Below are 24,791 nucleotides of genomic sequence, written 5' to 3'. Positions count from 1 at the left end.
TCTTCCCCCCCCCCCCCCCGGGGGGGGGGGGCCCCCCCCCGCCCCCCCCCCCCCCCCCCACCCCCGGTCCGCCGGGTCCATGACTGTCTCCGCCCGCCGGCCCACTCGGGCCGGCCTCGTCAGGGACGGCGACGCCGCATCGGGGCCTCCCGGGCCCCGGGAGGAGCCGCGTCCACGACGTCAGCACGTTGGCGCGCACCGGCCGGCCCAGGCCGACGGCCGCTCGCCGACACCTGCCGGACGGCGGCCGCGTCGCCATGGGGGCGCGCCCGCCGTCAGCCGAATCCGGTTTGTCTCCCGAATGAAGGTCGCGGACGTGACGGAACTGTACTGGGACCCGTACGACAAGGTGATCGACGTCAACCCGTATCCGGTCTGGCACCGGATGCGCGACGAGGTGCCGGTCTACCTCAACGAGAAGTTCGGTTTCTACGCGCTGTCCCGGTTCAAGGACGTCGACGACGCGAGCCTCGACCCGGCGACCTTCAGCTCCGCCTACGGCACGGTGCTCGAGATCATGGGCGACCAGCCCTTCGACAACGGCATGATCATCTTCACGGACCCGCCGTCGCACACGATGATGCGCGTGCTGGTGTCCCGCGGCTTCACCCCGCGCCGGATCGCCGCGCTGGAGAGCCACATCCGCGGGCTGTGCGCCGAGCTGCTCGACGACCGGGTCGGCAGCGGCGGCTTCGACTTCGTCCAGGACTTCTCCGCGATCCTCCCGTCGATGGTCATCTCCGAGCTGATCGGCGTCGACAAGGCGGACCGCGAGGAGGTCCGGAAGCTGATCGACACCACCTTCTACCTGGACCCGGAGAAGGGGATGTTCAACGACATCTCCTTCGGGGCCCAGATCAAGCTGCACGAGATTTTCGCCGAGCAGATCGAGGCCCGCCGCAAGGCGCCGCGCGATGACGTCATGACGGCGCTGACCGAGGCCGAGATCAAGACGGCCGACGGCACCCGCCGGCTCACCACCAAGGAGGCGTGCGACTTCACCAACCTGCTCGTCTCCGCCGGCACCGAGACCGTCGCCCGCCTGCTCGGCTGGGCCTGCGCGCTGCTCGCCGAGCACCCAGACCAGCGCGCCGCGCTCGCCGCGGACCCGGCGCTGCTCCCGGGCGCCGTCGAGGAGACGCTGCGGTTCGAGGCCCCCTCCCCCGTGCAGGGCCGCACGACCACCCGCGAGCTGGAGATGCACGGGGTCACGATCCCGGAGCACTCCAAGGTGCTGCTGCTGACCGCCGCGGCCAACCGGGACGAGCGCAAGTACCCCGACCCGGACACCTTCGACATCCGGCGCAAGTTCGACAGCCACGTCAGCTTCGGCCACGGCCCGCACTTCTGCCTCGGCGCCTCGCTCGCGCGGATGGAGGGCCGGGTCGCCCTCGAGGAAGTCCTGAAGCGGTTCCCGACCTGGGAGATCGACCACGACAACGTGCACCGGCTGCACACCAGCACCGTGCGCGGCTACGAGAAGCTGCCGATCCTGCTCTGAGTCCCACCGCGCGGCTGGTGGGTGATCCGTCCCGGCTCGCCCACCAGCACCGCCGCCCCCCGACCCCGCCGCTCGTCAGCGTTGCCGAGCGGCGGCCTGGGGAGTCAGTCGGTTCGCATGGGCTCCGCGCCCCGCGGCAGTGACTCCGCGCCCCGCGGCGGTGACGGCGTGCCGGCCGCGCGGTCAGCACGTGTGCTGGGCGCGCTGATCACGAGAAACCGGACGTCGCCCGGCCCGCGGTTGAAGAACTGGTGCGGCAGTCCGGGAGATATCTCGACACCTCTGCCCGGGGCCAGCGCCACGTCGCCGTCGGCCGTTCGCAGGACCGCCTCGCCTTCGAGCACGTAGAAGAACTGGCGCGCCTCGGCGTGGACATGCCATTCCTCACCCGCGCCCGCCGGGACGCGCTCCTCCACGACGGAGAGGCCGGGCCGGTCGACGAGGCGCCACCCGTCCGACACCTCGCCCCAGACGTAGTGCGGGGCGCTGAGACGATCGACTGGCTCGGGCATGGCGACATGGTCCCAGCGGGCGATCGGGCCGGGCCGCCCAGCTGAAGATGATCTCCACAACGGTGGTGGGTACCCAGGGGCCTCCTTATACTGACGCCGATATCAAATTTGGAGAAAGGGGGCGGTCTTGGCTCAGCGCGTCGTCGCGGAAGGCCTGTTCGACTGGCCATCGGACGAGCCCCGGCTCATCGGATCGAAGTGCCAGGTCTGTGGCCTGGTCGCGTTCCCCGCCTACCCGAACTGCCCGAAGTGCGGCTCCCTGGACGTCGCCGAGACCCGGCTGTCCACGCGGGGCACGCTGTGGACGTGGACCCGGCAGCGGTTCCAGCCGAAGAACCCGCCCTACCTCGGCATCGAGCCGGCGGCGGACTTCGTGGGCTACGGGGTCGGGTACATCGAGCTCCCGGAGGCACGCGTCGAGGCCCGGCTCACCGTCGGTGTCGACGAGCCGCTGGAGATCGGTCAGGAGATGGAGCTGACTGTCGTCCCCTTCGCCACGGACGCCGACGGCACCGAGGTGCTGACGTACGCGTTCCGCCCCGTCTCCCAGTCCGTCGAGAGGAGCTGAGGCGGCCGCCATGGACGATGTCGCGATCATCGGGGTCGGCAGGACTCCCTTCGGCCGGTTCCCCGGCCAGACCGCCATCCAGCTGGGTGCGACGGCGGTGCGCGCGGCGCTCGCCGACGCGGGCCTGGAGTGGAAGCAGATCCAGTTCGGCTTCGCCGGCAGTTACGAGGTCGACAACCCGGACGCGGTCATCAATTTCCTGGGCCTGACCGGGATTCCGATCACCGACGTCTACAACGGCTGCGCGACCGCGGCCAGCGCGCTCACCCAGACAGCGAACACGATTCGTCTCGGCGAGTACGAGATCGGTATCGCGATCGGCATGGACAAGCACCCGACCGGTGCCTTCGCCGGTTACTCGGAGGAGTACGGCCTGCCGGCCTGGTACGGCGAGACCGGGCTGTTCCTCACGCCCAAGTTCTTCGCCATGAAGATCCAGCGGTACATGTACGACCACGGAATCTCCCCGGCGACGCTGGCGAAGGCCGCGGCGAAGAACTACCGCAACGGCTCGATCAGCCCGGAGGCGTTCCGGCGCACCCCGATGAGCGAGGAGAAGATCCTCGGCTCGCGGATGGTGAACGACCCGCTCACGCAGTACATGTTCTGCTCGCCGGACGAGGGCGCGGCGGCCGTGATCCTGTGCAAGGCGAGCGTCGCGCACAAGTACACCAGCCGGCCGATCTACCTGAAGGCCTCGGTCGTGCGGACCCGCAAGCTAGGCGCGTTCGAGGTCCACAGCCCGTGGCTGCCGCTGGAGCGGGAGGAGGCGCCCACCGTCTTCGCCTCCCGGGCCGCCTATGAGATGGCCGGCATCGCGCCCGACGACGTCGACGTCGCGCAGCTGCAGGACACCGACGCCGGCGCCGAGGTGATCCACCTGGCCGAGAACGGCCTGTGCAAGGACGGCGAGCAGGAGCGCCTGTACGCCGAGGGCGCCACCGAGATCGGCGGCAGCATCCCGGTCAACACCGACGGCGGCCTCATCGCCAACGGCGAGCCGATCGGCGCCTCCGGGCTCCGCCAGGTCTATGAGCTGACCAGGCAGCTGCGCGGCACCGCCGGCGACCGCCAGGTCCCCGGCACCCCGCGCGTCGGCTACGGCCAGCTCTACGGCGCCCCCGGCACCGCCGGCGTCGCGATCCTCTCTCTCTGACTCTCTGACCTCGCTCTCCGCACCGTCCCGGCCCGGCTCCTCTTGGGCGCCGGGCACCGCGGCGGGTGGCCTGAACACCAGCTACGAATCCGTTCGTACACACACCATTCGTACACACACCAGTGGAGAGGCCGTGGCGCCCGCCTTACGTGACGTCGACGAGGTCGTCGGTGACTACACCGGCCTGTCGCGCGTCGTCCTGGACTACACGCGGCTCATGAAGAGGCTGGTCGACGCCGGTAAGCGGCCGGGGTTCGACGTGGACAGCTGGACGCCGGTGGCCGAACTGGTCGACGTCGAGGGCTTCGAGCGGGTCGGCCCGTTCAAGGAGGTCATGAACTGGCCGGACTACGCGGCCTTCCTGACGACCTGGGCCCGCACCTCCGACTGGGAGTGCTCGTTCCGCCGGATCACCGAGGTCGGCAACGTCGTGCTTCTCGAACTGGAGGAGCGCAGCCGGATCGGTGAGCACAGCAGCATCGTCAACTCGGCCACGGTCTACGACTTCGACGACGACGGCAAGATCGCGTATCTCCGCGTCTACCTGCAGATGGCGTTGCCCGACCCCGAGATGCTGAAGAGCTACGAGGGCATCAAGATCTCGGAGTAGGCCGGCCCGGCCGAAGGCACCCAGCCGCACGGGACGGGCGGGACGGGCCGCCCGGGGTCAGCCGCCGCGGGCGGCGACGAGGGCGCCCCGGTTGATCTTCGTTGCCTCGCTGCGGGGGATGGCGTCGAGGAACTCGATGGTCTTGGGAACCTTGTACGCGGCCAGGCGGCTCTTCGCGTAGGCGATGATCTCGGCTTCCGCCGGTGGCGCCGTCCGGTCGGTCGGCTCGACGAGGGCGTGCACCCGCCGGCCCCACTCCTCGTCGCGCAGTCCGATGACGACGACGTCGGCGATGGCCGGGTGGTCGATGAGCGCCGCCTCGACCTCCGCGGGGAACACGTTCGCACCCCCGGTTATGATCATGTCGACGCGACGGTCGGCCAGGTAGAGGTAGCCGTCCTCGTCGACGTGGCCCATGTCGCCGGCGGTGACGAAGCCGTCGTCGGTGGTGCGCAGCCGAGGAGCGGTGCCGAGGTACTGGTAGCCGCCGAAGTGGCCGCAGCGCAGGTAGACGTCGCCGATCTGGCCGGTCCGCAGCTCGTCGCCCTCCGGGTCGAGGATGCGGATCTCGGTACCGCGGATGCCGCGGCCGACGCTGCCCTGGTGGCCCATCCACTCGTCGCCGAACAGGGCCGTCCAGCCCAGGCCCTCGGTCATCCCGTAGATCATGAAGAGCTTCTCGGGGCCGATCAGCTTCGCCCAGCGGTGCACCAGCGACGGCGGCATCGGCGCCGCGCCCTGCATGACCCACTCGACGCTGGAGAAGTCGCGGCCGTCGACGCCGGGGAGGTCCGCCATCCGCTGCAGCATGGTGGGGGCGGCGGTGAAGTGGGAGATCCGGTGGCGCTCGATGGCGTCGACGGCCTTGGCGGCGTCGAACTTGGACAGCACGACCAGCCGATCACCGGCGAGCAGGTTGTACAGCGTGGTGAACCCGTTGGCGTGGTACATCGGGGCCAGCACGAGGATCGTCTGCGGCTGGGCCACCGGCCGCCAGGCGGCGATCATCGGAATGGCCATGCGGACGTCGTAGACCGCCGGCCGCTCCGCGACGATCACCTTCGGCAGGCCCGTCGAGCCGCTGCTGCAGATGCCCTGCAGGTGCGGCGCGGTGACCTCGGGCAGGTCGGGCACCGGGTCACCCTCGGTGGCGTCGATCCAGTCGAGGTCGGCCGCGCCCAGGTGGGCCTTGGGCGCGATGACCTCGAGGACACGCGCCAGCTCCCAGTCGGGCACGTCCCAGCGCACCGGCACCGGCACGGCGCCGACCTTCCAGGCCGCGAACGCCGCCAGCACGAACTGCGGCGAGTTGCGTAACCCGAGGCCGAGCCGGTCCCCGACGCCGACGCCGCGGGCCGCGAGCGCCGCGGCGAGCTGGCTGGACCGCCGGTCCAGCCACGCCCAGGTGTACGACGACTCGGTGCCGTCGAGCTCGACGCACCACAGCGCGGAGACATCCGGCAGCTCGACGCCGAGCTGGCGAATCCGGCTGCCAATGCCGACCGGGATGACCTCAGGGACGTCCATGGCGATCCTTCCACCGGCGGGGCGCGGCGACCGAACGCGCCGGCGTCCCTCCTCCGGGAGCACGGAGTTAGGCCGAACGACAGATGATCATGGTGAACTTCGCGCGCCCGGAGGCAATCCAGGAATCAGGGCCCGCGTGCTCAATGCCCTCTCGGGGGTGCGGCAGGCCGCACCCCCGAGGCTCGTGACGTCGACATCGAGGTCCTTCGGGGACGCCGACGTGGCCAGGCGACGTGGCTAGGCGACGTGGCTAGGCGACGTGGCTAGGCGACGTGGCTAGGCGACGTGGCTAGGCGACGTGGCTAGGCGACGTGGCTAGGCGACGTGGCTAGGCGACGTGGCTAGGCGACGTGGCTAGGCGACGATGCCGCGCAGCTTGAGATCCAGCACGGCGTCGAAGTCCAGGCCCAACTCGGCGAGGACCTCGTCGGCGTGCTCGTTGAAGTCCGGCGCGCGGTGCGCCGGCGCCGGCTCGTCGCCGAACTGCACCGGGACGGCGCTGAGGTGGAACGGGGTGCCGGCGGCGTTCTCGAGGTCCTGGACATAGCCGTTGGCGACGCTCTGCGGGTCGGCCGCGGCCTCCAGCGTGTGCTGCACGACCGTCCACTGGCCGGGGAAGTCCGCCAGGCGCTCCCGCCACTCCGCCAGCGGGCGGGAGGCGAACTCGGCGGCCAGCAGGTCGCTCGCCTCCGCCTTGTTCGCCATCAGGGACGCGTGGTCGGCGAAGCGCGGGTCGGTCGCGAGCTCGGGGCGGCCGACCGCGGCGCACGCCGCCGGCCAGTAGTGCCCGGCCTGCAGGCACGAGAAGCCGAGCCAGCGCCCGTCCTCCGTCCGGTAGCTGCCGACCAGCGGGTTGCTGCGGTGCCCCGACGGCGGGCCCTGCCACGGCGTCTTCATGAGCAGCGAAAGAGCGAGCGCCTGGCCCATGGCCCACATGCCAGTGCTCAGCAGCGAGACGTCCACCGTCGTCGTCTCGCCGGTGCGCTCACGGTGGAAGAGGGCGCCCATGATGCCGCCGGCGATCGTCATCGCCCCGATCGAGTCCCCGAAGCCGGGCGCGGGCGGGCCCACCAGATCCCCGGAGTCGGCCGGCGTGCTGCCCAGGGCGACGCCGGCCCGCTGCCAGAAGGCGAGGAAGTCGTACGCGCCGCGGTCGGCCTCGGGGCCGCGCTCACCCTGACCCGTGCCGCGGACGTAGATGATGTTCGGGTTGTGGGCGCGGATGTCGTCCAGCTCCACCTTCAGCTTCTTGCGCACCCGCGGCAGCTTGTTGGTGAGGAAGACGTCCGCGGTGGCGGCCAGCTTGTAGACGATGTCGAGGCCCTCGGGCGACGTGAGATCGAGCGCGAGGCTGCGCTTCCCGCGGTTGGAGTGCTCGAACAGCACGTGGACGCCCATGGGGATGCTGACGGTCCCCGAGCTGGCGAGGCCGCGCATCGCGTCGCCGCGCTCGACGTGCTCGATCTTGATGACGTCGGCACCCAGGTCCGCCAACAGTGCGGACGCGGCGGGCACGAACGTATGCTCCGCAACCTCAAGGATCCGCACGCCCTGCATCACCGCGGTCATCCAGTGCCTCCAGTCGCGCGCCGGCTGGCATCCGCCGGCCATGTTTCAACATCGACGTCGACTCATACTCCAGGTCGCGCCCCATGCGGCGCAAGAACAGCGCTGGTCGTCCGTTCGTCACGCTGCCGGCGGCGGGAATGTCTGGCCGGACAGAGCGGCGAGCGCGTGGACGAGCGACTGGGTCCCGTCGCGGCCGCGGCCCTGGCCCTGCAGGGCGACGTAGAGCTGGCCCGCGAGGGCGAGCCCGGGCAGGGCGAGACGGGCGCGCCGGGCCTCGGCGAGCGCGATGCCGAGGTCCTTGACGAAGTGATCGACGAAGAACCCCGGGGCGAAGTTGCCGGCGACGATCCTGGGCGCGAGGTTCGACAGCGACCAGCTGCCCGCCGCCCCGCCCGAGACGGACTCGAGCGCCCGCTCGACGTCCAGGCCCGAGCGGTAGGCGTAGAGCAGCGCCTCGGTCACGCCGACCATCGTGGACGCGATCAGGATCTGGTTGACCATCTTGGTGTGCTGCCCGGCGCCGGCCCCGCCCTGCCGAATGATCGACTTCCCCATCGCGTCGAGGCACGGGCGAACCGCCTCCACGACCTCCGCCGGGCCGCCAACCATGATCGACAGGGTGGCGTCGCGGGCGCCGACGTCGCCGCCGGAGACCGGCGCGTCCAGCGCGTGCACGCCGCGCGCCGCGGCCGCCCCGGCGACCTCGATGGCGAGCGCGGGCTCACTTGTCGTCATGTCCACCAGGACCGCGCCCGGCCGGGCGCCGGCGAGCGCGCCATCCGGCCCGAGCAGCACCTCGCGCACATCCTCGGGGAACCCGACCATCGAGAACACCACGTCGCTGGCCGCGGCGACCCCGGCCGGGGTATCGGCCCAGGTCGCACCCTCGTCGAGCAGCGCCTTGGCGCGCTCCGGAGTCCTGGTGGTCACGGTGAGCGGGTAGCCGGCGCGCAGCAGGTGCCCGGCCATGGCGGCGCCCATGACGCCGGTGCCGATCCACCCGACCCGGGTCGACGACGGCGAGGCCGGAACGGGCGGCGCGGAGGCCGCCGCCTCAGAAGAAGACGAGGCGGAAGAGGACGAGGTGGAGTCAGACACGTCTCACCACCCTAATAGTCCATCCGAATAGTCCGTGGCCACGGGACCGACGGACCGGAACCAGCCCGCGAGCCGCCGGCCTCGTCGCCAGCCGGCCGCCGGGCTGCCCGCGGGGACCGCTCGGCCGCCGCTGGGGCCGCCAGCGGCCCGCGACCGCGCGTGGGTCAGCCATCCGGAGCGGCATGCCGGCGACAGCAAATGAGTGTACGTTTACTTATCGGCTGCCCCGCGCGGACGGCCAGGAGGGTCCGCCCGGCCGACACCGCGCCGGTATGCGCCCAATGAGGGTGATCTGACCAGCCCCGGCAGCCGATCAGGCGACCGCGGTGGCGGCTGTCACTACGGTGTTACCAGAGACAACTCCCAGTACTGCAACAGGAGCGGCTGGCATGCGTGACGCAGTGATCGTGGAGGCCGTCCGGACACCGGTCGGCAAGCGCAACGGCGGGCTCTCGAGCGTGCACCCGACCGACCTGTCGGCGCTCGTGCTCGCCGCCCTGGTGGAGCGGGCGGGCGTGGACTCGGCGCTGGTCGAGGACGTCGTATGGGGCTGCGTCGGCCAGGTCGGCGAGCAGACCTTCGACATCGGCCGCAACGCGGCGCTGGCCGCCGGCTTCCCGGAGACCGTCACCGGCGTCACCGTCGACCGGCAGTGCGGCTCTTCCCAGCAGGCCGTGCACTTCGCGGCCGCCGGGGTCGTCGCCGGCCACTACGACGTCGTCATCGCGGGCGGTGTCGAGTCGATGTCCCGGGTGCCGATGGGCGCCTCGCTACTCGACAAGTCGCCGTTCGGTGAGCGCTACCTGGCTCGGTACAACGGAGTTTTCCCGAACCAGGGCGTCGGCGCCGAGATGATCGCCGAGCGCTGGGGCCTCTCGCGCACCCAGTGCGACGAGTTCTCGATCGCCTCGCACGAGAAGGCGGCCGCGGCGCAGGACGACGGCCGCTTCGACGCGCAGATCGTGCCGGTGACGCTGGCCGACGGCACCGTCATCAGCAGGGACGAGGGCATCCGCCGCGGCGGCACCGTCGAGGGCCTGGCCAAGCTGAAGGCGGTGTTCAAGCCGGCCGAGGAGGGCGGCGTGATCACCGCCGGCAACTCCTCGCAGATCTCCGACGGCTCGGCCGCGCTGCTGATCATGACTGGCGAGAAGGCCGCCGAGCTGGGGCTCACCCCCATCGCCCGGATCCACAGCGTCGCGCTCGCCGGCTCGGACCCGGTCATCATGCTGACCGCGCCGATCCCGGCGACGCAGAAGATCCTGGCACGCTCGGGCCTGAGCGTCGGCGACATCGGCGCGTTCGAGGTGAACGAGGCGTTCGCCCCGGTCCCGCTCGCCTGGCTCGCCGACATCGGCGCCGACGCGAAGGCGCTGAACCCGAACGGCGGCGCGATCGCGCTCGGCCACCCGCTCGGCGGCTCCGGCGCCCGGATCATGACGACGCTGGTGAGCCACATGCGGGACAACGGGATCCGCTACGGCCTGCAGACCATGTGCGAGGGCGGCGGCCAGGCCAACGCCACCATCCTCGAACTGCTGTGACATTGGTTCGCTCCGTCCGGGCGGCGCGCTCCGGTCCCTTCCCTTGCTTCGCGGCGGGAAGGGACCTCCGCGCGCCGTCCTCCTCCGCTCACGTGCGCTACGGCGACCTCCGCTGCGGCACCCCTACATCGCTTCGCTCGTAGGGATGCCTCCGCGGAGGCGCGCCTCCGCGCCAGCTCGGTGACGACCCGCTTGAACGTCGCGAGACCACGACGAGCCACGGGCGGGGCACATCGCTTCGCTCGTGGCCGGGCCTCCGCGGAGGCGCGCCTCCGCGCCGCACGGTCACCACCCGCTGAACGTCACGAACTGACCTGACCGCTGGCCCGCCGGTCACCGGATCGCCCGCCGAGGTCGCCTCGCGCGGTCGCCCGCGCGACTCCGGGTGAAGCCGGTTGAGCCAAGGCTTGACGAGGAAGTGATTGGGCACTAACTTCGAGCCATGGCTACAGGGACGAGGCAGACCGCGGAGGAGCGCCGCACGTCGGTGCTCGCGGCGGCCGTGGCGGAGTTCGCCCGGGGCGGGCTGGAGGGCACGTCGACTGAGACGATCGCCGCGGCGGTCGGGATCTCCCAGCCGTACCTGTTCCGGTTGTTCGGCTCGAAGAAGGGCCTGTTCCTGGCGGCGGTGCGGGAGACGTTCGCCCGGACGGTCGCCGCGTTCGAGAGCGCGGCGGGTGAGCGGTCCGGGCAGGAGGCGCTGACCGCCATGGCCGAGGCCTACAACGGCCTGCTGGCCGAGCCCAGCTACCTGCTCATGCAGATGCAGGCCTACGCGGCCTGCGGCGACCCGGACATCCGGGCCGCGACCCGGCGAGGGTTCCGCGACCTGTGGTACGCCGTCGAGCGCCTCGCCGGCCTGGACGTCGACGTGCTGCGCGCGTTCTTCGCCATGGGGATGCTCTGCAACGTCTCCGCGGCCATGGACCTGCCGGCCGTCGACGAGCGCTGGGCCCAGATCATCTGCCCTCCCGACGAGCCCGACTCGGGCAACTCGGGCATGAAGGCCAGCAAGGAGGCCCTCGTCAAAGGCTTCATGGGCACCACCACCGAGCCGGACGCCGACGCCGACGCCGACTGAAGTATTGGGAGTATTGGGCTCTTTGGCCCCGGTAGGGAAGCGTCCTTCCCCTATCTGAGTGGAGATCGACGGCCACCGCCCAGGAGCCACTCCCGCCGACAGCTCCATCGGCCTGCGCACCTTCGCTGAACGGCAAGACATTGCTGTGCCCGCACAAGCTAGTGGTCAGTCACTACCTCGAAGGGAAACCGATGACCACCGACCGGAGCCGTCTCACCTGGACCTTCGTGATCACGTGCATCGCCGCGTTCATGACCTCCCTGGACAACCTGGTGGTCACGATGGCGCTGCCGTCGATCCGCGAGGGTCTGCACGCCAGCCTGGCCGAACTGGAATGGACGGTGAACGCCTATACCCTGACGTTCGCCGTCCTGCTGCTGCCCGCCGCGGCACTGGGCGACCGCCTCGGCCGCCGCCGCCTCTTCGCCATCGGCCTGTCGATCTTCACCGTCGCCAGCGCCGCCGCCGCGCTGGCGCCGAGCGTCGGCGCTCTCATCGCCGCCAGGGCCGTGCAGGGCGTGGGCGGGGCGATCGTGTTGCCCTTGTCGATGACCCTGCTGTCGGCCGCGGTCCCCCCGGCGCGCCGGGGCGCCGCCCTCGGCGTCTGGGGTGCCGTGTCCGGCCTGGCCATCGCGTTGGGACCGCTCGTCGGCGGGGCCATCACGCAGGGCGCCGCCTGGCAGTGGATCTTCTGGCTGAACGTCCCGCTGGGCCTCGCCGCGATCCCGCTGGCGTTCGCCCGCCTCACCGAGAGCCGCGGGGCCGAAAGCCGGCTGGACATCGCCGGTACCGTCCTGGTCAGCCTGGGGCTGTTCGGGATCGTCCTCGGCCTGGTCCGCGGCCAGGACCATGGCTGGACCAGCGCCGGCGTCCTCGGCGCCATCGTCGCCGGCGTGGCGGGGCTCGCCGCCTTCGTCGCCTGGGAGCTGCGGTCCGAGCGAGCCGGACGCGCCCCGATGCTGCCGCTGAGCCTGTTCCGCGGGCGGGGGTTCGCGGCGGTCAACGCCGTCTCGGTCTTCTTCTCCTTCGGGATGTTCGGCTCGATCTTCCTGCTCTCCCAGTACCTGCAGAACGTCATGGGCTACTCGCCGCTGGGCGCCGGGCTGCGCACCCTGCCCTGGACCGCGATGCCGCTGATCGTGGCGCCGATCGCCGGCCCGCTGTCCGACCGCATCGGCGGGCGCCCGCTGATGATCGCCGGACTGACCATGATGACCGGCGGGCTGCTGTGGATGCGCGCCGAACTGGCCCCCGACACGACGTTCCTGGCCCTGGTGCCCGCCTTCATCATCGCCGGCATCGGCATGGCCCTGTTCTTCGTCCCCGTCGCCAACGTGGTCATGGGGTCCGTGCCGCCCGAGTACGAGGGGGTCGCGTCCGGGACCAACAACGCGGTCCGCGAGGTCGGCGGGGTGTTCGGAATCGCGGTCCTGGCCTCGGTGTTCGCCGCGGCCGGCGGCTACGCCAGCGCCATCGACTTCACCCACGGGCTGCACGTCGCCCTTCTCGTCGGCGCGGCCGTCACCGGGGCCGGAGCGCTTGGCTCCCTGCTCGTGCCCCGGCGACAGACGGCCGCCGTCACCGAGCTCGCCGACGGCGACGCCGTTGAACCCGCGCCGGCCCTCCGCCTCGACCTCGAGCCCGCCAAGTCCTGACCGTCCCGCTGCGGAGGTTCTTCGGCCCCTTCGAAGGGCGGCCGGGCGACGGACGGCACCCCGATCCACCCGCGCAAGCCAACCGATGGCACTGAAGGTGCCGAGCGAGGGTCCGGCCCAGGCCAGCGAGAGCCGACCGTTCCCACCTCCGGTACAGATCTCGAGAAGGTCAGAGCCCCGTACCCGGCAGATCCGGGACGGGGCTCTGACCTGTCTCACCAGGCGCGCCCCGGGGCACGCGACAACTAGTCGGGGATGGCGCGCAGGTGGCGGGCCATGGTGAGCAGGCCGTTCGCGTTCATGTCCATCACCCGGCTGTGGATGTCATAACAGCCGGGCCGGATCTCCTCGATGCACGTCGCTCGAACCCGAACTCCTCGGGCGGACGGCCGGCCACGGCGTTCAGCCCGACATTGGTGATGACCTGGTCGCCGTAGAGCCAGGACATCGTCCCGTCGTCGCGACGGACGAACCGCGGCGCTTTCTCCCGGTACCGCGCCGGCAGCCTGCCCTCGAAGAGGTGGGCCGGCTCGACGACGTGGTCGTCCACGCTCACCATGACTAAGTCAGCGACGTCCACGGGACACCTTCCTTCTCACCGATGAGGTCGATCACAAGCCGCCGGCCGAGCTCGGAGGACTCGATGTCCGGCGAGTTGGCGTCGAGGGACTGCGCCCAGATGCGCGCGGCGCGGACGCCGTCCTCGGCCTCGAACGCGGCGACCAGTTCCGGGAAGAGCGCGACAAGGCGATGTGTCTCCGCGAGCCACGCCGGGTCGGTGATGGCCGAGCCCGCGGGGTTCGCCTGGGCGTCCGTGCGGACCCACTGCAGGACTTCGGCGATGACGGCGAGCGCCGGATTTCTCGTGGCGCCGAAGATGACCTTGCGTGCCGTCGTCCAGACCTCCGACAGGTCGGAGGCGTCCCGCGGCCGTGCCGCCAGGTCCGCGGCGAACGACCGTAGCGTAGCCAGCGAGGCCGGATCCATCCTGGCCACCGCCAGCTCGATCATGGAAGGCTCGATCATCGCGACGGCGCGGAAGAAGTCTCCCATCGTGGCGTGCCGGGCCTGCATGACCGTGCTGGCCAGCTGCACCGCCACCCGCGGCGACGGATGCCGGATCTGGGGCCCGTTGCGGTCGCCGGCACGCAGGTCGACGAGGAACTCCATCTCCAGGGTCCGGAGCGCCTCCCGCAACGTCGGCCGCGAGACCCCGAACTGCGCGGCCAGGTCCGGCAGACCCGGCAGCCTGTCCCCGTCGCCCAGCCGCCCCTCGGCGATACGGGCCCTGATCTCGTCGGCGACCGTCGCGGCCAACCGGTTCGGCTGCCCTGGCTTCGAGGACTGCCCCGCCGCGGCGGAGTCGTTCCGCGGCCGCCACAGCGGGACGACGTCGATCGACTGGCGGCTGCGACCCCGGTCGACGAGGAGCGGGCTGGTGACGGCCAGGTAGTCGGCCCACGCCCTTCTCGCCATCGCCCCGTCGCGCCGCCGGGCGGCGTCCAGGAACGCGCTGTGGCAGGCGGTGACCGTCCGCGCGATCTCCTCCGCTGACGCCGGGCCCGAGGGGGCGACGGCCGCGTACACCTGTCCCGCGTAGACATCGCGGAAGATTCCGGCGACGAGCCCGACCGAGCGGTTGCCAGACCGTTCGGTGACCGCCGTGTCGAACCCCGCCGCGGCCATGACGAACGCCAGCGGATCATCCTCGGCCGTGCGTTCCTGGTCGTGAAGCCGCCCGAGAGCGTGCAGGTCCGCGGCGGAGCAGCGAACCGCGAACCGCTCGGCGAGTGGCGGCTCGAGCACCGCCCGGGCCTCCTCCAGATCCGCCAGCGTCGTTCCCCGCAACTGCAGGAGAAGCGCGAGGTAGCGGCCGATCGAGGCAAGCCCGGGGCGGCGGACGACGGCGCCGCCACCGCGGCCGCGCCGGACCTCGACCAGCGACTGCGACTCGAGGACCCGCAGCGCCTCGCGCACGGTCTCCCGCGACACGTCGAAGGTGGCCGTGAGCTCCGCCTCGGTCGCCAGCTGCTGGTCGGCGACGAGCTCACCGGACAGGATCTGCCGCCGCAGCTCCATCGCGACGAGGTGCGAGACCTTCGCCTCGCGCGGCGCCCGTGCCGGCCTGTCGGCGCCTGCCGAGCCGACGTCGGCGGGTTGGGCGATCATGCGGTCAGTACCATCGCGCCGCACTGCGGGTAGAGCCCGCTGGTGACGACCGCGACCTCGGCGCCCGGTACCTGCCGCTGGCCGCACCGGCCCCTCAAGCGCTGCAGCATGAGCCGCCCCGCGGCGGCGCCGTCCCTGTAGAAGCGCGAGATGTCGTCCGGCCACGGCCGCGGCCGCTGGTTCGTCACTGCCAGGTCTCCACGTCTGCCCCGCCCGTCTTTCCCGTCGACACCAGCAGACAACCGCAGACGAGGCACCTCGTCAACTGTTTGCCGCTCGCAGAGCGGCCCAGGTCGTCGCCATGTGCGGGAAACCAAGGCTTGACGGCCAGCCTCGTCAGATGTTTATGTGTGCCATCCGAGATCGACACCGAGATCACACGGTGGTCGAGGTGACGTTCGGCAAGATCCGCAACGTCCGCATGACCGGCACGAGCATCCCGATCGACGGGGGATCCATGGCCAAGTGGCCGAACGGGCCCGGCCAGTAACGCCTCTGGGGACGGAGGCCGCCCGAACCAGCTGTTCCACCTGCCTGGCCAGACACAGAAGTTGCCACCTTCGATCAAACGTGGAAGGTCGACATGTCGTACAGCGAACGGGCACCCGTCGACGAGGAACGTCGTCGCCTCTTACACGAGCGAGCGGCATGCCCTCGGGAGCACTTCGCCGCGCTTCGGGCCCAGGGGCCGACGACGCCGCTGCTCGAGAACGACACCATCACCTGTCTGCTGGGCCGCCGCGACGTCGAAGACGCGCTGAAGAACTGGCAGGACTTCACGTCCGACTTCGGTGGGGTCATGGGGAGCGAGGAGCCGCTCATCCCCCTTAATGTCGACCCGCCGCTGCACGCGAAGTACCGCCGGCTGCTCGACCCCTACTTCGGGCCGCGCAGGATGAAGGCGCTGCAGCCCGCGGTGGAGAAGCACACGAACGACCTGATCGACGCCTTCATCGACCGCGGCGGCTGCGACTTCTCCCAGGAGGTCGCGGTGCCGCTGCCGTGCTCGACGTTCCTGAGCCTTTTCGGCCTGCCGCTGGAACAGCGCGACGCGCTGGTGCGCTGGAAAGACATCATGATCCGCCCAGACGTCGTCGCCGAAGATCCGAGCCAGGCGCAGCAGCTCCAGCTCGAAACGGCCATGGAGATCTACGGCCGGTTCACCGAGGAGATGGCCGACCGCCGTGCGAACCCGCGTGACGACCTGATCACCTATCTCACGCAGGCGGAGGTCGAGGGGCAGAAACTCACCGACAGCGAGATAGTGCGCATCTGCTTCCTGCAGCTGTCCGCCGGGCTGGACACCGTGACCATCTCCCTGGAGTGCATCTTCGCCTTCCTCGCCGGCCACGACGACGCGCGCGGGATGCTGGTCGAGGAGCCGGGCTCGGAGGTCGACCTCATCGAGGAGCTCCTGCGCTGGGAGACGCCGGTGCAGGCGGTCGGGCGCCAGGCCACCCAGGACATCACGCTCCGGGACGGCACCGTGATCCCCAAGGGGACGGACGTCAACCTCATGCTCGCCTCCGCCAACGTCGACCCGGACGGGCTGGCAGGCGCCGACGAGGTGGACGTGCGGCGCGGCGAGATGCGCAACTTCGCGTTCGGAGGCGGACCGCACCGCTGCCTCGGATCAAATCTGGCGCGCATGGAGCTGCGCACGGTGGTGCGGGTCTGGCACGAGCGAATCCCCGAGTACTCGCTACAGCCGGGCACGGACGTGGAATGGAACAGCTCGCTGTTGCGTGGCGTCGACCACCTGCGGCTCGCCTGGCCGGCAGGAGCGACGTCATGAAGATCTGTATCGACTCCGACCTGTGTGCCGGGCACGCCCGCTGCTGGGAGACGGCGCCCGACCTCCTCGTCGACGACGAGGACGGGCGCGGCGTCGTGCGCGCCCCCGGCGCCGACATTCCCCCTGAGCTCGAGGCGCAGGCCCGCAAGGCCGCCAGCGTGTGCCCGGAAGGCGCGGTCGTCCTCTCGAACTGAGGACTGGGACATCAATTAGCCGGCTACCTCGCGCGGGCGCGGGAGATGCCCTTTTGGGGCGATTGATGCCGAAGAACGAGAAGGAGACGACCGAAGCAATGCCTGACTACGGCACGACCGATTTCTTCCTGGGCCCGGATCTCGTCGAGAACCCGTATCCGTACTTCGAGTACCTGCGTGGCCAGTGCCCCGTGCACCGGGAGAGCCAGCACGGCGTCGTGATGGTCACCGGTTTCGAGGAGGCCGTCGAGATCCAGAACGACGCGGAGCGGTATTCCTCGTGCAACTCGGTGGCCGGCCCGTTGTTCCCGTTCCCGGTGCCGCTCGAGGGCGACGACGTCAGCGCGCTGATCGAGGCGCATCGCTACGAGCTGCCGTTCAGTGACATGTTGCTGTGCCTCGACCCGCCGGAGCACACGGCCCATCGTGGGCTGCTGATGCGGCTGATCACGCCGAAGCGCCTGCGGGAGAACGAGGCGTACATGCGTCAGGTCGCCGAGCGCCAGATCGACACGTTCATCGACAAGGGCGGGTGTGATTTCATCCGTGACTTCGCCACTCCGTTCACACTGCTCATCATCGCGGATCTGATCGGCGTTCCCCCGGAGGACCGGGACGGGTTCCTGGAGGGTATGTCCCAGCCCACGGGCGGTGGCGTCGGCAGCACGACGGGCGAAGCGATGGGCGCCAACCCGCTCGCCTGGCTCTACGAGAAGTTCGCCACGTATGTCGAGGACCGCCGTCGCAACCCGCAGGACGACGTGCTCACCGGTCTGGCGACCGCCACGTTCAAGGACGGCTCCCTGCCCGAGGTCATGGACGTCGTGCGCATCGCCGCGATCATCTTCGCGGCCGGCCACGAGTCCAGCACGCGCTTCCTCTCCGGCGCGTTCAGGATTCTCGCCGAGGAGCCGGAGGTCCAGGCCAGGCTGCGCGCCGAGCCAGGGCTCATCCCGAACTTCATAGAGGAGACCCTGCGCATGGAGAGCGTGGTCAAGGGCGACTTCAGGCTCGCCAGGGTCCCGACGGAGGTCGGCGGGACGGAGATCCCCGCCGGCAGCCACGTGTTCCTGCTGCACGGAGCGGCCAACCGGGACCCCAGGAAGTTCGAGGACCCGTCGGAGTTCCAGCTGGAACGCCCCAACGCGCGCCAGCACCTCGCCTTCGGGCGGGGCGTGCACACCTGCCCGGGTGCCCCGCTCGTGCGCAGCGAGGCGGCCGTCGCCATCGAGCAGCTCCTCGCCCGTACCAGCGACATCCGCTTCTCGGAGGAAATCCACGGCCCCGCCGGGGCGCGCCGGTTCAACTACGTTCCCTCGTTCGTGCTGCGCGGCCTCACCGGCCTCACGCTTGAGTTCGACCCGCGGGGCGCCGCCGCATGACGGACCCTGTCCGTCAGCCGCGGGTCGGACTTCTCTACCGGCAGACCGACACCTCGATGCCGCTGGTCGAGCTCGCCCGCGCCGCCGAGGAACGCGGCTTCGACTGCATCGTCGTCGGCGAGCACACCCACATCCCGGTAAGCCGTATGTCCCCGTTCCCCGGCACCATCGACGGCGAGCTGCCGGACGCGTACCCCCATTTCCCCGACCCGTACGTCGCGCTCGCGTTCATCGCCGCGCGGACCTCGCTGCGGATCGCCGCGGGGATCGCCCTCGTCGCCCAGCACGACCCGATCGCGCTCGCGAAGACCATCGCGACGCTCGACCATCTGTCCGGCGGGCGGTTCACCCTCGGCGTGGGGTTCGGCTGGAACCAGGAGGAGCTCGCCAACCACGGGAAGGACTTCACCGACCGCCGGGAGATCGTCCGCGAGCACATCGAGCTGATGAGGGCGCTGTGGACGCGGGAGGAGGCCGAGTACCACGGCCGGCACGCCAACCTCGAGCGCAGCTGGTCCTGGCCGAAGCCCGCGCAGGGCTCGGTACCCGTGCTTCTCGGCGTCCAGGGCGGCGACCGCGGCTTCGAGGCGATCATCGGTTGGGCCGACGGCTGGCTGCCCGGCGGGAGCCACGGGAGGTGGCTGGCCGCCAAGCTGGGCGAGCTGCGCAGCAGGTGGGTCGACGCCGGCCGTCCCGCGTCCGGCCCCATCGTGTGGCCGATGCAGGACGTGGTCGACGACGACCGGCTGCGCGTCCAGCTCGAGCGCTTCCACGAGCTCGCGGTCGACCAGGTCGTTCTCGACATCCCGACCACCACCCGCGAGGAGATCCTGCCGCTGCTCGACCGCTACGCGAAGGTCGTCACGACCGAATGGGGCCACCGATGAGGGCGGAGGTCGACGCGAGCGCCTGCGCCGGCCACGGCGTGTGCGTGGGCCACGCTCCCGACGTGTTCGAGCTGACCGACGAGGGCTACTCCGTCGTGCGGGTGGACGAGGTCCCGGCCGAGTACGAGGCAGCTGTCCGCCTGGCGGTCAAACAGTGCCCGACGTACTCCATCACGATCACAGGAGGCATGGGTAACGATGTCTGAGCAGCCAGCGGGCACGTTGAGCGGCAAGGTCGTCATCATCACGGGCGCGGCTTCGGGGATGGGACGGGCGGCCGCGGTCCGGTGCGCCGAACTGGGCGCGGCGGTGGTCGCCGCCGACCTGAACGCGGACGGCGCGGCCGCCGTCGCCGGCGAGATCGAGTCGTCCGGCGGTACGGCGCTCGACTTCGGCGTCGACCTGACCGTCGAGGACGAGGTGACCGCGCTCGTCGACGCCGCGGTCGCTCGGTTCGGCACGGTGCATGGCCTGCACAACAACGCCTACGCGGTTCATCCGGGAGCGGCGGTCGACCTGGTCAACACGACCCTGGAGGCGTGGGACTGGACGATCCGGACGTGCCTGACCAGCCAGTTCCTGTGCTGCCGCGCCGCGCTCCCCCACATGCTGCGGGGCGGCGAGGGATCCATCATCAACGTGTCCTCCGGCAACGGGCTGGCCGGCGCGGCGGGCGCCGCGGCCTACGGCGCGGCGAAGGCCGGCAGCGTCATGCTGACCAAGTACATCGCCACCCAGTACGGCAAGTCCGGCGTCCGGTGCAACACGCTGGTGCCCGGCTGGACCATCGGGACCGGCTGGACGGGCGAGGACAACTACACCGACAGCCAGCAGAAGCTGTTCGACCGCGCGCTGGACGACGTGTGCATGCCCCGCCTCGCGCTGCCCGAGGACATCGCCCCCGTCGTCGCGTTCCTCTTCTCCGACGAGGCCAGGTACCTGCAGGCCGCCACCATCGACGTCAACGGCGGCCTGCTGGCCCACATGCCCGGCGCGGCCGGCAGGCCTGCCCGGCCCACCCCGGCCGACACATGAGCTCGCCGCGGGCGATGGCGGCGGCGAGCGAGCAGGCCCGGGCGGTGCACCGGATGCTGCGTGACCAGCGCGGCGCCGCCCGTGCGTCGGCCCCTCCGTCACGCGCCGCGCAGCTCGCCATGGCCGAGGAGATCGGCAACAGCACGTCCGAGCCGGACGGGGTGACGTTCGAGGATGTCGACGCTGGCGGGGTGCCCGCGCAGTGGGCGCGGCCCGACGGCGCGCCGACGAACAGGGTGCTCCTCTACCTCCACGGCGGCGGCTACTGCTTCTGCTCGGTCCGCTCCCACCGCAGGCTCGTCGGGCACCTCGCCAGGGCGGCGGGCCGCCAGGCACTGAGCGTGGACTACCGGCTGGCGCCCGAGCACCCCCATCCCGCCGCCGTGACGGACGCCCTGACCGCCTACCGGTGGCTCCTCGAACAAGGCCTCGACCCCGCCCACCTGGCCGTCGCCGGTGACTCGGCCGGCGGCGGGCTCGCCGTCGCGCTCCTGCTGAGGGCGAGGGACGAGGGCCTGCCGCTTCCGTCGGGCGCCGTGCTCCTGTCGCCCTGGGTCGACCTCGCCATGACGGCCGACAGCCTGACCAGCCGAGCCGACGTCGACGTACGCCAGAGCCCCGCCGAGACGCGGTGGTGCGCGGGCCAGTACCTCGCCGGTCAGGACCCGCGTGACCCCTACGCGTCGCCGCTCTACGCCGACCTCACCGGCCTGCCGCCCCTGTACATCCAGGCCGGCGACTGGGACACGCTCGTCGACGACGCGCATCGCCTGGCCGAGAAGGCCCGGCGCCTCGGGGTCGACGTCCGCCTCGATCTCTTCCCAGAGATGCCGCACGCGCATCAGCTGTGGGCGGGCACCATCCCCGAGGCCGACGACGCCGTCGCCCGCGTCGGCGAGTACCTGCGAGAAAGGGAAACCTCATGACAGGCGCGGCCACGTTCCCGGGCGTCGGCGTGCTCTATCGCGCGACGGACCAGATGCCGTTCCTCGAGCTCGCCTACGCCGCCGCCGATCGGGGCTTCACCTCACTCGTCCTCGGTGAGCACACCCACATTCCCCTCAGCTCCGACCCCGCCTGCTTTCCGGGCGCCGGGGACACCATCCCTCCGACTTACCCGCGGCTGCTCGACCCGTACATGGCGCTCTCGTTCGTCGCCGCGCGGACTCCCATGAAGATTGCGACCTGTACGTCCCTTCCCGCCCAGCACGACCCGATTGCCCTGGCCAAGGCCCTCGCGACGCTCGACCACCTGTCCGGGGGGCGCCTCACGCTCGGCGTGGGATACGGCTGGAACGCCGACGAGCTGGTCAGCCACGGGCACGAGTGGAAGAACCGGCGGGCGATCGTGCGGGAACACGTCGAGCTCATGCGGGCGCTGTGGACCGAGACCGAAGCCGAATACCACGGCCAGTACGCCAACCTCGAGCGCAGCTGGTCCTGGCCGAAGCCGGCGCAGTCCTCGATCCCGGTGCTCCTGGGCGCCGCCGGGCGCGGCCTCGCGATGGAGGCGATCGTCCAGTGGGCCGACGGCTGGATGCCGGGCGGAAGCATCAGCTGGATCGCGAACCGGCTCGTGGAGCTTCGACGCCGGTGGTCCGAGGCCGGACGCCCAGAGTCCGGCCCAGTCATCTGGGTGGTCCAGGACCCCATTGACGACGACAGGTTCCAATCCCGGCTGGAACGCCTTGCATCACTGGGTGTCGCCGAAGTTGTGGTCGCCTTCGACACGGTGGACAAGGACGAGATTCTGCCGGTTCTCGATCGCTACGCGAAGCTGATCGCGACGAACGCCGGCTGATCCTGACCCCGCGACGAGTCAGGGCACGGGACCTGGCGGCACACAGGGCTGGAATCAAACAGGGCTGGAATGACACAGGACTGGGATCAAACAGGAAGGGACCACTCATGGTCGAGGACATCATCCTCTCAGCGGACGGGCATTTCGTCGAGCCCACGGATCTGTTCACCAGCCGTCTTCCGAAACACCTGCGGGAACTCGCGGTCTGGGAGGAGGACTTCGAGATCGAGCCGCTCGGGGAAGATGGAAACCACCATTTCCGGAAGCTGCACACGCCGGGCTTCGAAGGCTGGGCATACGCCCGTTACCGTCACCACGACGGAACGCCGCAGTACGGCGACCCCGCCCGGATCATCGAGGACCTCGACCACGAGGGCGTCCGGGCGACGCTGATGCATCCCAACCACGCGCTGTTCGGGTTGTTCACCCACGACCATCACGAGCTGTCGATGGCGCACGCCCGGGTCTACAACGACTACGCGGCGGAGGTCTTCGGGCCGTACCGCGATCGGGTGATCACCACCATGCCCATCCCGATGAGCGATCTCGACGACGCCGTCGCCGAGATCGAGCGGGTGGCCGCCCTGGGGGCACGAGCGCTCATCCTTCCGGCGACGTCGCCGATCCCGTACACCTCACGAGCGCTCGACCGGGTGTGGGCGGCGGCGCAGGCCCACGGGATGGTCATCGCCTTCCACGTGGCGACCGGCGGCGTGAAGGTGCGCAAGGACGCGGCGCCGACACTCCAGGCGATGATTGCCACTGCTCAGGCCCAGAACCGCGAGGTGCTGGACGACCAGCTAATCGTCGACCGCTTGATGGGTGCGGCCGTGCTGGGCCCCGTGGCCGCACAGCGGATCGTCGTGTCGCTGGTCGGTGCCGGGGTGCTCGAGCGGTTCCCAGATCTTCACTTCCTGCTGGTGGAGTTCAACGCCAACTGGCTCGTCTCGACGATGGCCGCGATGGACAAGGCCTGGACGCTCGGAGTCGGGCAGAACCGCGACTTCTGGGCCGGCACGTGGGACGACGCCCGCGCCGCCGACGACCAGCCGGGCATGGCCCAGCTGTTCCGGCTCAACGAGCGCTGGCCGTACCCGCTCATGCCGAGCGAGTACGTCCAGCGCCAGATCCACGTCTCCTTCCAGGAGGACCCCATGGCGATCGCCTGCCGGCACGTCACCGGCATCTCCACGCTGCTGTGGGGCATGGACTACCCGCATGCCGAAGGGACCTTCGGGCGCAGCCGCCAGGTCATCGACTACCTGTTCAAGGACGTCGAGCCCGAGGAGCGCCAGGCGATCCTCGGCGGCACGCTGGGCGGGCTGCTCGGCCTGCACGCCCCAAGCCCGGCCTGAGTCCTGGATCGGGCCTCCGGACGCGCCAGCGGCTTGGCCACTTCCCCTGTCGGCCTCCCGGCACTTTTCCCGGCGCCCCCTCAGACCGAAGCCGCGCACCCGCTTCGCGCACCGAGACAACCCGCGAGATAGGACGACCATGCAGCGTCTCGACACCTCCCGTATCGGCACGCCCCATAGACGACTCCGACACCGCCCGGAGGTGGTGCTCTTAACCCTGCCCTTGGCCGCGGTCACCTTCCTGGCCGCCGGCTGCGGAGGCGACGGAAAGGCCGACACCGCCGGCCGTGTGCGTGCGCGGCGGACTGATCACAGTCCTGGACGACAAGGGTGTACCCACCGTTACAAGCCCATCGGCCAGTCCCCGATCGAGGGCTGACAGGATCCGGAAGGCCCCCGACAGTCCGCCGACGCGGACTGTCGGGGGCCGCCGCCCGCCGCCTGCCGACCGCGGGCCCGACCTGAACCTCAGTCGGGGATCGCGCGCAGGTGGCGGGCCATGGCAAGCGGGGTGACGGTCAGGACGCCGGAGTCGACGGGCAGGGTGACGCCGGTGACCCAGCGGGCGTCGTCGCTGGCGAGGAAGCCGACCGCCGCGGCGACGTCCCAGCCGGTGCCCTCCGTGCCGAGCAGGCCGGCCTCCTTGCGCAGCGTGTCGACGTAGTCCGAGGACTGGCCGGGGATCGACAGCACCATCGGCGTGACGATGTGGCCGGGGGCGATGGCGTTGACCCGGATGCCCTGGCGGCCGTGGGCGTAGGCCATCTCGACGGTCATCGCGAGCATGGCGCCCTTGGCGGCCGAGTAGGCGATCGTGCCGTCCCCGCGCAGCCCGGAGATCGACGCGATGTTGACAACCGAGCCGGAGCCCTGCGCCGCCATCACCGGGAGCGTGTACTTGCAGGCCAGGAACATCGTGCGCAGGTTGATGTCCAGCGCCTTGTCCCAGGCCTCCTCGGTGATGTCGATGACCGTGCCGACCGAGGCCATGCCGATGTTGTTGACCAGGATGTCGATGGTTCCGAACGCGTCGACGGCGGCCTTCGCCATCGCCTCGCAGGCGGCGGCCTTGGTGCAGTCGCCGGCGAAGACCTCCGCCTTCCCGCCCTCGGACTCGATCAGCTTCTTCGTCTCCTCGGCCCGGTCCGCGAACAGGTCGACGAGCAGCACGCTCGCACCCTCGCGCGCGAGCACCACCGCGCTGGCCTTGCCCGTGCCGACGCCCGGGCCGGGCGTCGAGCCGGCCCCCGTCACGATCGCGACCTTGCCCTCGACCCGACCGGCCATCTGTCGCACCCCTTCCTCGATATCTCGAACGGACGGCGGCTGAGCACCGCCCGTCGTCTCCGTTG

24 protein-coding genes are annotated in these 24,791 nt (G+C 70.8%); 16 read left to right on the top strand and 8 right to left on the bottom strand.

Annotated elements, in window-relative coordinates; translation table 11 throughout:
• The first annotated feature begins 316 nt into the window (after positions 1-316).
• Complete coding sequence (locus QOZ89_RS27465; protein WP_198543131.1) at positions 317-1,501, top strand: cytochrome P450; 1,185 nt, start codon at positions 317-319, stop codon at positions 1,499-1,501.
• Positions 1,502-1,605: 104 nt separating this feature from the next.
• Here QOZ89_RS27465 and QOZ89_RS27460 read toward each other — a convergent pair whose 3' ends face one another.
• Positions 1,606-2,013, bottom strand: a complete 408-nt coding sequence (locus QOZ89_RS27460) for a cupin domain-containing protein (RefSeq protein WP_071047536.1) — start codon at positions 2,011-2,013, stop codon at positions 1,606-1,608.
• Positions 2,014-2,140: 127 nt separating this feature from the next.
• Between QOZ89_RS27460 and QOZ89_RS27455 the strand changes: the two genes are divergently transcribed.
• The 3 genes from QOZ89_RS27455 to QOZ89_RS27445 all read left to right on the top strand — a co-directional run bounded on the left by QOZ89_RS27455 (position 2,141) and on the right by QOZ89_RS27445 (position 4,347).
• Positions 2,141-2,581 (top strand): Zn-ribbon domain-containing OB-fold protein, encoded by a 441-nt coding sequence (locus QOZ89_RS27455; RefSeq protein WP_083418290.1) that lies wholly within the window; start codon positions 2,141-2,143, stop codon positions 2,579-2,581.
• A 10-nt stretch (positions 2,582-2,591) separates the two neighbouring features.
• Positions 2,592-3,737 carry a thiolase family protein gene (locus tag QOZ89_RS27450; RefSeq protein WP_071047538.1) on the top strand — a complete coding sequence of 382 codons (1,146 nt, stop codon included), beginning with the start codon at positions 2,592-2,594 and terminating at the stop codon, positions 3,735-3,737.
• 133 nt (positions 3,738-3,870) lie between these two features.
• Entirely contained in the window at positions 3,871-4,347 is a 477-nt protein-coding gene (locus QOZ89_RS27445) for a hypothetical protein (RefSeq protein WP_071047539.1), read from the top strand.
• Positions 4,348-4,404: 57 nt separating this feature from the next.
• Here QOZ89_RS27445 and QOZ89_RS27440 read toward each other — a convergent pair whose 3' ends face one another.
• The 3 genes from QOZ89_RS27440 to QOZ89_RS27430 form a co-directional block, all read right to left on the bottom strand.
• A complete protein-coding gene (locus tag QOZ89_RS27440; protein ID WP_071047540.1) occupies positions 4,405-5,874 on the bottom strand; it encodes a class I adenylate-forming enzyme family protein in 1,470 nt (489 codons plus the stop codon).
• Positions 5,875-6,228: 354 nt separating this feature from the next.
• On the bottom strand, positions 6,229-7,443 hold the full coding sequence (locus tag QOZ89_RS27435) for a CaiB/BaiF CoA transferase family protein (RefSeq protein ID WP_071047541.1): 1,215 nt from the start codon (positions 7,441-7,443) through the stop codon (positions 6,229-6,231).
• 117 nt (positions 7,444-7,560) lie between these two features.
• Positions 7,561-8,541: an NAD(P)-binding domain-containing protein gene (locus tag QOZ89_RS27430; RefSeq protein WP_312626218.1), complete on the bottom strand. Its 981-nt coding sequence runs from the start codon at positions 8,539-8,541 to the stop codon at positions 7,561-7,563.
• A 389-nt stretch (positions 8,542-8,930) separates the two neighbouring features.
• Between QOZ89_RS27430 and QOZ89_RS27425 the strand changes: the two genes are divergently transcribed.
• The 3 genes from QOZ89_RS27425 (at position 8,931) to QOZ89_RS27415 (ending at position 12,821) form a co-directional block, all read left to right on the top strand.
• On the top strand, positions 8,931-10,085 hold the full coding sequence (locus QOZ89_RS27425) for a thiolase family protein (protein ID WP_312626217.1): 1,155 nt from the start codon (positions 8,931-8,933) through the stop codon (positions 10,083-10,085).
• Positions 10,086-10,527: 442 nt separating this feature from the next.
• Positions 10,528-11,166 (top strand): TetR/AcrR family transcriptional regulator, encoded by a 639-nt coding sequence (locus tag QOZ89_RS27420; protein WP_312626216.1) that lies wholly within the window; start codon positions 10,528-10,530, stop codon positions 11,164-11,166.
• 191 nt (positions 11,167-11,357) lie between these two features.
• A complete protein-coding gene (locus QOZ89_RS27415) occupies positions 11,358-12,821 on the top strand; it encodes a DHA2 family efflux MFS transporter permease subunit (RefSeq protein ID WP_071047545.1) in 1,464 nt (487 codons plus the stop codon).
• 307 nt (positions 12,822-13,128) lie between these two features.
• On the opposite strand, the gene QOZ89_RS27410 is transcribed toward QOZ89_RS27415, so the two are convergent.
• Genes QOZ89_RS27410 through QOZ89_RS27400 form a run of 3 tightly spaced genes read right to left on the bottom strand, consistent with a single transcriptional unit; the run spans position 13,129 to position 15,178 of the window.
• Positions 13,129-13,401 (bottom strand): hypothetical protein, encoded by a 273-nt coding sequence (locus QOZ89_RS27410; RefSeq protein ID WP_198543132.1) that lies wholly within the window; start codon positions 13,399-13,401, stop codon positions 13,129-13,131.
• Positions 13,383-14,990, bottom strand: a complete 1,608-nt coding sequence (locus tag QOZ89_RS27405) for a FadR/GntR family transcriptional regulator (RefSeq protein WP_312626212.1) — start codon at positions 14,988-14,990, stop codon at positions 13,383-13,385. The genes QOZ89_RS27410 and QOZ89_RS27405 overlap by 19 nt, the downstream gene beginning before the upstream one ends.
• The gene (locus QOZ89_RS27400) at positions 14,987-15,178 is read right to left on the bottom strand and encodes a hypothetical protein (RefSeq protein ID WP_071047548.1); all 192 of its coding nucleotides are present in this window, start codon (positions 15,176-15,178) and stop codon (positions 14,987-14,989) included. Before QOZ89_RS27400 ends, QOZ89_RS27405 begins: the two co-directional genes overlap by 4 nt.
• A gap of 395 nt (positions 15,179-15,573) precedes the next feature.
• Here QOZ89_RS27400 and QOZ89_RS27395 point away from each other — a divergent pair, with 395 nt between their 5' ends.
• The 9 genes from QOZ89_RS27395 to QOZ89_RS27355 all read left to right on the top strand — a co-directional run bounded on the left by QOZ89_RS27395 (position 15,574) and on the right by QOZ89_RS27355 (position 23,439).
• The gene (locus QOZ89_RS27395; protein ID WP_312626209.1) at positions 15,574-16,785 is read left to right on the top strand and encodes a cytochrome P450; all 1,212 of its coding nucleotides are present in this window, start codon (positions 15,574-15,576) and stop codon (positions 16,783-16,785) included.
• Positions 16,782-16,979, top strand: coding sequence for a ferredoxin (locus QOZ89_RS27390; protein WP_071047550.1), 198 nt, complete (start codon positions 16,782-16,784; stop codon positions 16,977-16,979). Before QOZ89_RS27395 ends, QOZ89_RS27390 begins: the two co-directional genes overlap by 4 nt.
• A 65-nt stretch (positions 16,980-17,044) precedes the next feature.
• The gene (locus QOZ89_RS27385) at positions 17,045-18,361 is read left to right on the top strand and encodes a cytochrome P450 (protein ID WP_312626207.1); all 1,317 of its coding nucleotides are present in this window, start codon (positions 17,045-17,047) and stop codon (positions 18,359-18,361) included.
• Entirely contained in the window at positions 18,358-19,248 is an 891-nt protein-coding gene (locus tag QOZ89_RS27380; RefSeq protein ID WP_071047551.1) for an LLM class F420-dependent oxidoreductase, read from the top strand. Before QOZ89_RS27385 ends, QOZ89_RS27380 begins: the two co-directional genes overlap by 4 nt.
• The gene (locus QOZ89_RS27375; RefSeq protein WP_312626205.1) at positions 19,245-19,454 is read left to right on the top strand and encodes a ferredoxin; all 210 of its coding nucleotides are present in this window, start codon (positions 19,245-19,247) and stop codon (positions 19,452-19,454) included. Before QOZ89_RS27380 ends, QOZ89_RS27375 begins: the two co-directional genes overlap by 4 nt.
• The gene (locus tag QOZ89_RS27370; RefSeq protein WP_312626203.1) at positions 19,447-20,283 is read left to right on the top strand and encodes an SDR family NAD(P)-dependent oxidoreductase; all 837 of its coding nucleotides are present in this window, start codon (positions 19,447-19,449) and stop codon (positions 20,281-20,283) included. The genes QOZ89_RS27375 and QOZ89_RS27370 overlap by 8 nt, the downstream gene beginning before the upstream one ends.
• The gene (locus tag QOZ89_RS27365) at positions 20,280-21,209 is read left to right on the top strand and encodes an alpha/beta hydrolase (RefSeq protein WP_312626201.1); all 930 of its coding nucleotides are present in this window, start codon (positions 20,280-20,282) and stop codon (positions 21,207-21,209) included. The genes QOZ89_RS27370 and QOZ89_RS27365 overlap by 4 nt, the downstream gene beginning before the upstream one ends.
• Entirely contained in the window at positions 21,206-22,084 is an 879-nt protein-coding gene (locus QOZ89_RS27360) for a TIGR03619 family F420-dependent LLM class oxidoreductase (RefSeq protein ID WP_312626199.1), read from the top strand. The genes QOZ89_RS27365 and QOZ89_RS27360 overlap by 4 nt, the downstream gene beginning before the upstream one ends.
• A 107-nt stretch (positions 22,085-22,191) precedes the next feature.
• A complete protein-coding gene (locus QOZ89_RS27355; RefSeq protein ID WP_071047554.1) occupies positions 22,192-23,439 on the top strand; it encodes an amidohydrolase family protein in 1,248 nt (415 codons plus the stop codon).
• 468 nt (positions 23,440-23,907) lie between these two features.
• On the opposite strand, the gene QOZ89_RS27350 is transcribed toward QOZ89_RS27355, so the two are convergent.
• Complete coding sequence (locus tag QOZ89_RS27350) at positions 23,908-24,726, bottom strand: SDR family NAD(P)-dependent oxidoreductase (RefSeq protein WP_083418295.1); 819 nt, start codon at positions 24,724-24,726, stop codon at positions 23,908-23,910.
• Positions 24,727-24,791: the final 65 nt, after the last annotated feature.

Origin of the sequence: Pseudofrankia coriaricola (assembly GCF_032027725.1) — a bacterium.
Taxonomy (GTDB): Bacteria; Actinomycetota; Actinomycetes; order Frankiales; family Frankiaceae; genus Pseudofrankia.
The sequence above is the reverse complement of the archived record's forward strand: the minus strand, read 5'-3'. Positions and strand labels throughout refer to the sequence as shown.